Origin of the sequence: Ureibacillus galli (assembly GCF_014836845.1) — a bacterium.
Taxonomy (GTDB): Bacteria; Bacillota; Bacilli; order Bacillales_A; family Planococcaceae; genus Ureibacillus; species Ureibacillus galli.
On sequence record NZ_JACSQA010000050.1, the window covers coordinates 1 to 9,309 of the forward strand.

The following is a 9,309-nucleotide window of genomic DNA, read 5'->3' on the forward strand; positions in this document are numbered from 1 at the left end:
CAGAAACTATTACTTTTATTTTAAAAGAAAAAAGACTGTAGGCAAACTCGAAATTTCGAGTTTGTCTACAGTCTGGCCTTTCTATTTCATAAATAGAAAGGTTTTTTACTTTTTACCTTCTACCCCTATCATTTAAATAACCATTCATACTTTCAAAAATGGTAAAATGAAAACTAACTATTTTTATAACTGAAGGAGGTAGGAAGTTTCACATGATAACAGATGAAAAACAATTGAAAACCCAACTTAATCAATTAATAAGTGACCCGGACTTCTTACAATTACAAGAGATCTTCGAAAAAGAAAGTTTATTTCAATTACTCGGTTTTGGACATCGAGAAACGATGCATAGCGCCTTTATTAGCTGGCTCATTTCGCCAACCTCTTCATTAAATTTAGGCACATTTCCATTAAAACGTTTTCTTTATTTCATTAGTGAGGAAAACATCTCCAACATGAAAACTTGCCTTCATTTAGATTTAATTGAATCAGGGGCACTGGATTTGGAATCAATGGAAGTAGCAACAGAGGTTACTGCTACAGCTGTGGATCCCGAAACAGAAATGAAATTAAATGCTCGATTTGATTTATACATAACAAATCCATTAGTTCGCATTATAGTAGAAAATAAAGTGCTCTCAAGGGAGAATAAAGACCAAACGGAAACCTATACGAAGATTTTAGATAACCTTGATGATACTTACCTTTATGAGTTAAAAGTATTTTTATCTCCAGACAAAACGGTAAAACCAAAATGTCCCGAATTTATTCAAGTAGATTATCAAGGATTTTATGATTTTGTAATTGTTCCTTGTTTAAACCATCCAAAATTATCAATGGAAAATAAACATCTGTTACAACAATATATTCATAATTTACGAATGGTATATAAAGGAGTGAATAAACCAATGGCAAAAGTAAACGATGAGTTGTGTATTGCTATTTATAATAAATATAAAGATGTTTTAGATGAAATATTCGATGCTGTTAAAAATGAAACCCCTGAAAAAAGAAAGGTGAAAACATCTACTACTGAACGTGCAACAAAGCTTACATGGGAAGAGATTTATAGTCGTCTAAATGAAGAGGAAAAAGTGCTAGAAGGATCTGTTGATCAACAAACTGTTCGTGCAGAAATTGACTTGACCAATGGCCACATTTTATTCCAAGGTAAGGAATATAGTAGTCTTTCCAGTTCGGCAGTTGCCGCCATTAATTCGGTTAAAGGGGAAGGCTCTCAAGATCGATATAATGGATATCAATTTTGGAGTCTAGTTTATCCAAATGGAGAAAAGAAAAAACTAATTGATGTCCGAGCAGAGATGGAATTAACCATCGCCCAAGAAGAGGAAGTATAAAAAGTAATAAAAAACAGTTGGAGATTGTACCCCTCCAACTGTTTTCATTTTATTCAGGAATATATGGTAATTCTAAACTTTTCGGTATATTAATGACATGCGTTTCCGTATAAGATTTTAATCCTTCTTCGCCATACTCCCTTCCTACACCGGATTGCTTTACACCTCCAAATGGGAAACGAACATCTAACCCTTGAACAGCTGCCGTATTGATCATTGTTGTTCCAGCTTCAATACGACGGGCTACTCTAATAGCATGTTCTTCCTCGCCCCATACAGAACTTGTTAAACCATATATACTTTCATTGTGTAATTCGATTACTTGTTCTTCGTCATCAAAAGGTAATATAGGTACAGTAGGACCAAATTGTTCTTCAACGACAATTGGATCATGGTAATCTGCCCCTAAGACGAGTGTCGGTTGCAAGAAATAACCGTTATCCATTAACTCTGGATGGAGTACTTTCCCTAAAGGAATCACTTTAGCCCCTTTATTTTTTGCATCCTCAATTAAACTTTTTACATATTCTACTTGGTTTTTATTATTAACTGGACCTATCGTTACATCAGGATGGAATGGATCCCCTACTCGAATCCATTTATTTGCGGCTTCAATATATTTTTCAACAAACGCATCATAAATAGAGCGATGTACGTAAACTCTTTTTGCAATCATACAAATTTGACCAGCAGTTAAAAAGTTCGAAATCACCATTCGACGTAATGCACGTTCATCGTTTACATCAAAATCTTCCAATACAATGGCAGCGTCGTTACCACCTAATTCTAGTGTCATTTTTTTAATTGTTTCGGATGCAGCTTTCATTATATGTTTAGCAGTGTTTGTCCCACCTGTAAAGGCGATTTTCGCTACTTTCGGATTAGAAGTAAGTTCAATTCCTACTTCCGCACCACCGTTGACCAAATTTAACACACCTGGTGGAAATTCATCCGCAATTAATTCCGTAACACGACTAACAGCTAACGGAGCAAAAGGACTTGGTTTTAACACCATTGTATTCCCTGTTAAAAGAGCCGGTGCAATTTTAATCGTCGATAAGGAAATTGGGTAATTCCACGGCGTTATGGCTGATACAACTCCGATTGGATCGAAGGTAATAATGGTTTTACCATTTTCATGTTCCTTCATTTCAGGTGTTACAACCTTTTTCACATGGTCACATGCAAATTCCATCCACATGATGGATATTGCAATTTCTCCTTTCGCATCATACAGAGCTTTACCGTGTTCTCGGGATAATAATTCAGCAATTTCATCAGTGGCATCTTTTAATTTTTGAATAGCACGTTTCATACGATCTATGCGCTCATTGACATCACTCCAAGCCCCACTTTTAAAAGCGTTAAATGCTGCATCAATCGCTTGAATCGTTTCTTCTTTTGTATTATTTGGAGCATATCCTACAATTTCCTCTGGATGAGTTGGGTTTTCCCGTTGAATTGTCTTTTCTGTTTTGATTTTTTCCCCATTTATTATTGCATGGACTGTTATTGGTTCAGTAGCCATTTTAAATTACCTCCATCATCTGTTACTACCTTAAGTAATTGTCATCGATTGAAGCAGTTATACGTATTTCTATTTAGTAGATTGTTCCACTAATTCCACTAACCATTCTTTTATATCTACAAGGCGATGACTTTTTGGTTTTGAATCTGTTCCAACAATGATCATCGGAACAATTGAATCAATTTGATGAAGAGAACCATGGGCTCCTCCTCCTGCATGATCATGACTATGTTCTTCAATAAATTCATAGTGTGGTTTCGCATCTACAATAATAAAACGACCTGCATTCGAATGGAGAGCACCATGAAGTCGAGCGAGTGCGTCTGGATAATTATTAAATTGAATGTCTCCTGCATTATTAAAATTTAAATCTAAGACGGATAGATCCCCTTCCAAACGCCAACTTTGTCCATAACTATCTTTGAATGGACCTTCCGGGTAAAAGGATAGCAAATCATTATTACGAGGATTTGTTACATAATTTCGATCCGATTCCTTCCACGCGATAAATCCAATCCTCTCATCTTTCTGTAACTTTTCTATAATTTCTTTAAATGATAGTTTGTCATCATTTAAATAGATATAAGCCATTCGCTCATTTACGGCAATCGCAATTTGACCTTCCCGTTTCTTCCCATCCCAAAAGCTATAGTCTTTTAGTGATTTATTTAAATCAATTAACCCTCTATCTTTATCTTTTTCCACTAAAGATTGTGCGCTATCCCCTATTATAATCCACGTTACTTCCCTAATTGCTTCATGCCATGATGGGAAGTTGTTTAAAAGTTTTTGAAGGGATTGATCCGCCTTTTCAATCGCGGCTATATCATTCGGGCCATTGCGATGCAATGCCGCATCGGCATCTGGGAGATAAGCAAGGGTAAAGGGAGGCAATTTATTTTGTTCGATTAAATAGTTCAACTCGTTTACAGTAAAGTCATTATTTACCCCCATTCGATTCCAAAGAAATTTTTGTCGATCATTTTGTGGATTGAATTGAGATAAAGTTCCTAAAGAAAGGATTGTAGGGGCATTTACCTCAATATTTTTTGGTAATAAATCTAGCCACGATATCATTTTTGGTACATTTAAGTGTTGTCGATTACTCCCACGAAAAAGGAGTCCATTAATAGAAGCACTTTGTAAATTTCTATCAGCCAATTCTTCATGAATAGTTAAAACTTCTTTATTCAAATGTTCATTGTTTAAATGAACGATACTATCTTTCGTGACATTTTTCACACCATTATTCCAAATTTCACCTAAACCACTTCCGTAACTTATCATGCGCTTTTCCTTTTGGTTAAACCAAATTAAACCAGGTATATGATGTTGGTTAGCATAAGTACCTGTCAAAATGGTACTATCAATCGTCACGGACATCGTCGGATAGGAACTAACAATATCCGAATACAGATTTCCGTTTTTTATTAGAAAATCAAAAGCCGGAGCTTGTCCTTGCTCAATTGCTTTTTGTATCGATTCGGTCATGAGAGAGTCTACTGTGATAAAAATAACCGGTTTATTAGTAGATTGAATCCCAATAGCGTTTAAATCCTTTGTTTTTGACATGGAAAGTGATAAAACAAATATCCCCAAAATAACAATTAATCCAACAATAGAAAATAAGATTTTACGTAGCATAAAAACACCTTTTATCGATTTTCTTTTTATTATGGTTTTAATGTTCCTTTCCATGCTCTAAAAAAAGAAAAAACTATACTCCGTAATGTTAGATTTCTTCTAGCAATTATGGAGTACAGTTTTTAAGTTAAAATGTCCCGTTATTTAAGGCTCTTTGCATTGCTTTTACAACTTGAGATGGTCTGCTAATGATTCCGTCTTCAGTTGTACCAAGTTTTTTTTGTAAAGCTCTTATCATTTGAGATGGATAGCTTATATAGCCATCAACCGTTGTTCCTAAATCTTTCTGCATCGCACGAATTAATTGACTACCACCAGATCCAAACCTTGCAGATGGTATATTTTCAGTCGATGGATTTCTTGGCTGACCGCTAATAATCCCATCTACTGTTGTTCCATAATGACGTTGTAGAGCTCTTGTTGTTGCTGGTCCCCATGAACCATCTTCCACAAGTTTTGAAGATGACATAGGAGGTTTATTTGGCGTTGGAGTCGGTGCCTGAGTTGGTGGGATTTTTGGAGGTTGATTTGGTGTTTGAACAGGTGTGTCTTGTACTGATCCGACCGCTTTTTTCAATCCTAAAAATTTTGCAAGGCTTTGGGCAACAGATTTTCCGACATTCGCTAATACTTGATCATTTTTTAATTTTACTATATCAATTGTACTGTCCATAAAACCGCCTTCGATTAAAATGGCAGGCATTTCTGTTTCACGTACAATGTGTAAATTCCCTCGCTTTATTCCTCTATCTGCTAAACCATAAGCATTCACGACTGCTGGATGAATCGCATTTGCTAGTTCTACACTTTGAGGCAACGGGTTTGTGTAAATGTATGTCTCTACACCTGTATGATTCCCCCATTGTCCGGCAAGGGCGTTGTGATGAAATGAAATATAATAATCTGCTCCCCAACTATTTGCACCATTTGTACGTACAAGTAAAGGAACATCTGATTCTCCGGTTGGATCATCAAATCTTTTTGCAATAACGCCTTTATATAAAGCTATTTCTTTCGCAAAAGCACGGGCAACTTTATTGTTAAAAGACCACTCTCTTTCTCCAGCTGGTGTCCGTTTGCCTGGTGTATGATATCCATGACCAGCACCATATCCTATTTTTATCATTTTTCATCACCCTCGGAAATAGTATATGCATTAAAAAAATAGTTGTTAGAACAGTTGCCTCAGGTTCGAAAAGTTTTCTATATTGTATTAAATACGATTCAATAGAAGAAAAAGAGACTTCGGTTATGTAAAAAATAGAAAAATATTCGATAATTTTTTGAGTACTTTAAATACTACTTTAGTTTCAATCCATTTGATGATTAAAATTCACCACAAAAGGTCTGGATATAAAACTAACTCTTTTTACTGACCTTTATCTCATCTATTTTCTATGTAAAAAATCAATTTTAACGGTTCAAAAATATCCTTTTTTAAAAAGCACATGAATTTTTATAACAATCCCATAATTATAAATACTTTTTTCTGTTAATATGAGATTAAAATAGTTTAGGGGGATAACTGATGGGTGGCTTAGATCACAAACGTGTTGCTTTATTAGGCACACGTAAAATAGAAGAACAAGTGAATATAATTAAGCAACTTGGGGGTTCTGCTGTTCACCGACCAGCTCAAGGAACAGTATTTTTTGATTCTCAATTTATTGGGAAGGAAATTAAAGATATTATTCAAGGTAAATTTCAATGGATAATTTTCACAACAGGTATAGGAATTGACAAGTTATTTGAAGTAGCTAATGAGATGAAAGAAGAAGAAAATCTCCAACAAGCTTTAGCGAAAATGAAAATAGCTGTACGCGGTTATAAGGGAGCAAATTCTTTAAAGAAAAGTGGATTAGTCCCTGTTGTTAGAGATGATGACGGAAGTATTGCAGGGCTAATTCGTTCCTTTTCATGCCATCATATTCACAACCAATCCGTTGCTGTCCAATTATACGGATCCCCTTCTATCGAATTAATGAATTGGTTAAAAGAACAACAAGTAAACTATCGGGAAATTATCCCATATCAACATATCCCACCCCAAGAGGAAATATTGGAACAATTACTTAACGAAATACTAACAAACCAACTAGATGCAGTCAGTTTTACAAGCGTTCAACAGGTTCACTACGTATTCAACTATGCACAACAACGTAATCTCCATTTTGAACTTCTCAACGCATTAGAAGATCAAGTTTTAGCGCTGCCCATAGGAAAAGTAACTGGTAATGCACTAAAAGAACAAGGTGTAAAAAGAATGCTGATTCCTCAAGACGAAAGAATCGGAAGTGCGCTAATGACTTTAAGTAAATATTATAAAGACACCATTTCTTGACCTAATTAATTTTTTAAAACTAAATGGCTAATTCAATTGAATCAGCCATTCTTTCATCATTGGATAAAATATTTTCTTCTTACTCCTTTTAAGTCATTCTATATTTTATTTCCCTTCATAGAATGGAAGTAGATTTCTTAAAAGGAGATGTGCTTATGTTTGCTGTTCATTTTTTTGAAAAAAACAATCTATTTATTAGTCAATTATTAAATCAAATTCCGACAGAAGGTGCTGAAATTAAACTGAAAGGACGAAAAGGAAAAGTACTGAGCGTAACTGAAATAGAACCGAATAAATTCAATGTACAGATTGAATTGGAAACATTAAAAAAACCTTCTTTGGTTAGTAGCGTAGATAAAAAGAAAAAAAGATAAACGCCCAATAATCATTACCACTTTTTTGCTCCTGTAGCATTTTAAAGTGGTATTTTTTTAACTTATTTTGTTGCGTCTTGTATAATCCATTGGGCAGCTGATTTTAAATCCGAAAAAACTGCATCAGCTAATGGATCCTTTTCGCCAAGAAAAACCGTTTTCGTCCCTGCCTTATAACCAGCTTGTATATCCGTATCAGTATCCCCGACCATATAGCTATCCGCTAAACTTACATCATATTTTCTACTCAAGTCGATAATCATTTTACTACCCGGTTTTCTGCATTCGCATCCTGCCTTCGGTTTATGAGGACAAAAGGCAACTTCATGTACAATGGCACCATATTTAGCCAATTCCTTTATCATATGCTCATGTATATTAATGAGCTGTGATTCTTTCATATAACCAAGTCCTACTCCTCCTTGGTTCGTCACTACAAAAATATAATCAAAATGGTTATTTAATTGCTTAATGGCTTCAGGAACGCCTGGTAAAAAGTAAAAATCTTTTGGTCGGTTTACAAATTTCACTCGATTTGTTAACACCTCATTAATGACACCATCCCGATCTAAAAACACAGCTTTTTTCATTTTTTCACACCTTTTTATTTACTATTCTCTTTTTCATTAATCCAAAAACTAATTTTAACTTTTTGAGCTGCTCAATAGTTTGAGGTAATTGGGATTTCCATTTCAACACAATTTTATTTTGAACATGATTAAATTTTACCGGAATCGTTTTAATCGTTTCCAGGTCGAATGTTCTTATTTTATTAGCAAACGATTGAAGATTTCTTTTTATCTCTTTCCCATTTTCCATTACTTCAATGACAAGGGTTTCAACTAATGAAACAAAGAAGACTATTATCAGGAACATTGTTATCACAATATCCACAATTTGCTCTATTTTTCCAGCTACTTCAGTAGTTAAAATCATTTTCACAATGAAAAAAATGACGCCACTCCCAAAGGTAATTGATGCATTATAAAGTATGTAATTATAAGATATTTTTCTACCTAAATAAAACATCGTAGCCGATATGACACCCATCATGAAGAAACAAAGGAATAAAACGAATACATAATTCATCTTCAACACCTGCCTTCTGAATAATTATAAACGAATTATTCCATAAATCAGGTAATATTATTCAAAATTTGGAAATTTTTAAAAGAATTAATAATTCTTTAATCTTCCAAGATTGTAGATATGTAAATTTCAAAATTCTATAAATGGTTACATTATTCTATTCTTTTTACACAAAATATAATTTGTACGAAATTCAAAAACAATAGGAGTGACGACTTTGAATCAAATATTAAAATATTGGATTTATGTATTATCAACATTCTTCGTAGTAGGAATTACTTTTAGCTCTGTTTCGTCTGTTTATGCAAATAGCGGTCATCATAAATTTCATGAAGAATATGAACAACTCGATGCGAAAACGAAAGAAAAAGTAGACAGTATTTTAAGTTCTTTAAAAACTGATTTGAAAGAACTTGGTCTGAAAGTTCCTGACCATCCAAAAAAACACGAATCATCTCAAAAACTAGACGATAAAACGAAAACAAAGGTAAAAGAAATTTTCAAACAGTTAAAATCAGGTAAAATAACAAAAAAAGAGGCAGATGAAAAGTTTGCTGCCCTTGGGATAAGTCCTCCAAAAAAGGATCAACATTGCCAAGCATTCGAAAATTTAGATGAAAAGACGAAAACAAAGGTAAAAGAAATTTTTAAACAAAAGAGAGAGGGAACAATGACGAAGGAAGAAGCAGAAATCCAATTAGCTGAGCTTGGAGTTCAAATGCCGAAACATCCAATGCATGAAAGTTATGAAAAATTAGATGAAGAAACAAAGAAAAAAGTAAAAATTCGGATTGAGGAAGCAAAAGCTGAATTTAAAAAACTTAATGTAACTTTCCCTAAGAAATTTGATTCTTTAACAAAGTAATTTATAACAAAAAAAGCGTGTGAAATATCACACGCTTCAGACTGTAGACAAACTCGAAATTTCGAGTTTGCCTACAGTCTTTTTTCTTTTAAAATAAAAGTAATAGTTTC

The 9,309-nt window shown here is 34.0% G+C and carries 9 protein-coding genes; 4 read left to right on the forward strand and 5 right to left on the reverse strand.

Translation table 11 applies throughout. The features are described 5' to 3' along the window. Window positions 1-212 precede the first annotated feature (212 nt). Window positions 213-1,358 (forward strand): PD-(D/E)XK nuclease family protein, encoded by a 1,146-nt coding sequence (locus tag H9636_RS18490; protein ID WP_191709028.1) that lies wholly within the window; start codon window positions 213-215, stop codon window positions 1,356-1,358. Between the two features lie 49 nt (window positions 1,359-1,407). Here H9636_RS18490 and H9636_RS18495 read toward each other — a convergent pair whose 3' ends face one another. From H9636_RS18495 to H9636_RS18505, 3 genes are all read right to left on the reverse strand, one after another. Beyond that, window positions 1,408-2,886: an aldehyde dehydrogenase family protein gene (locus H9636_RS18495; protein WP_191709029.1), complete on the reverse strand. Its 1,479-nt coding sequence runs from the start codon at window positions 2,884-2,886 to the stop codon at window positions 1,408-1,410. Between the two features lie 69 nt (window positions 2,887-2,955). Beyond that, window positions 2,956-4,530, reverse strand: coding sequence for an alkaline phosphatase family protein (locus H9636_RS18500; protein ID WP_191709030.1), 1,575 nt, complete (start codon window positions 4,528-4,530; stop codon window positions 2,956-2,958). A gap of 127 nt (window positions 4,531-4,657) precedes the next feature. Then, a complete protein-coding gene (locus H9636_RS18505) occupies window positions 4,658-5,656 on the reverse strand; it encodes an N-acetylmuramoyl-L-alanine amidase (RefSeq protein ID WP_191709031.1) in 999 nt (332 codons plus the stop codon). A 402-nt stretch (window positions 5,657-6,058) separates the two neighbouring features. Here H9636_RS18505 and H9636_RS18510 point away from each other — a divergent pair, with 402 nt between their 5' ends. Beyond that, window positions 6,059-6,871: a uroporphyrinogen-III synthase gene (locus tag H9636_RS18510; RefSeq protein ID WP_191709032.1), complete on the forward strand. Its 813-nt coding sequence runs from the start codon at window positions 6,059-6,061 to the stop codon at window positions 6,869-6,871. 155 nt (window positions 6,872-7,026) lie between these two features. Next, window positions 7,027-7,245, forward strand: coding sequence for a hypothetical protein (locus H9636_RS18515; protein ID WP_191709033.1), 219 nt, complete (start codon window positions 7,027-7,029; stop codon window positions 7,243-7,245). Window positions 7,246-7,307: 62 nt separating this feature from the next. Here H9636_RS18515 and H9636_RS18520 read toward each other — a convergent pair whose 3' ends face one another. Both H9636_RS18520 and H9636_RS18525 read right to left on the reverse strand, forming a co-directional pair. After that, complete coding sequence (locus tag H9636_RS18520) at window positions 7,308-7,835, reverse strand: D-glycero-alpha-D-manno-heptose-1,7-bisphosphate 7-phosphatase (protein ID WP_191709034.1); 528 nt, start codon at window positions 7,833-7,835, stop codon at window positions 7,308-7,310. A gap of 4 nt (window positions 7,836-7,839) precedes the next feature. Further along, window positions 7,840-8,340, reverse strand: a complete 501-nt coding sequence (locus tag H9636_RS18525) for a hypothetical protein (protein WP_225230337.1) — start codon at window positions 8,338-8,340, stop codon at window positions 7,840-7,842. Between the two features lie 211 nt (window positions 8,341-8,551). Between H9636_RS18525 and H9636_RS18530 the strand changes: the two genes are divergently transcribed. Then, the gene (locus tag H9636_RS18530) at window positions 8,552-9,199 is read left to right on the forward strand and encodes a hypothetical protein (protein WP_191709036.1); all 648 of its coding nucleotides are present in this window, start codon (window positions 8,552-8,554) and stop codon (window positions 9,197-9,199) included. Window positions 9,200-9,309 lie beyond the last annotated feature (110 nt).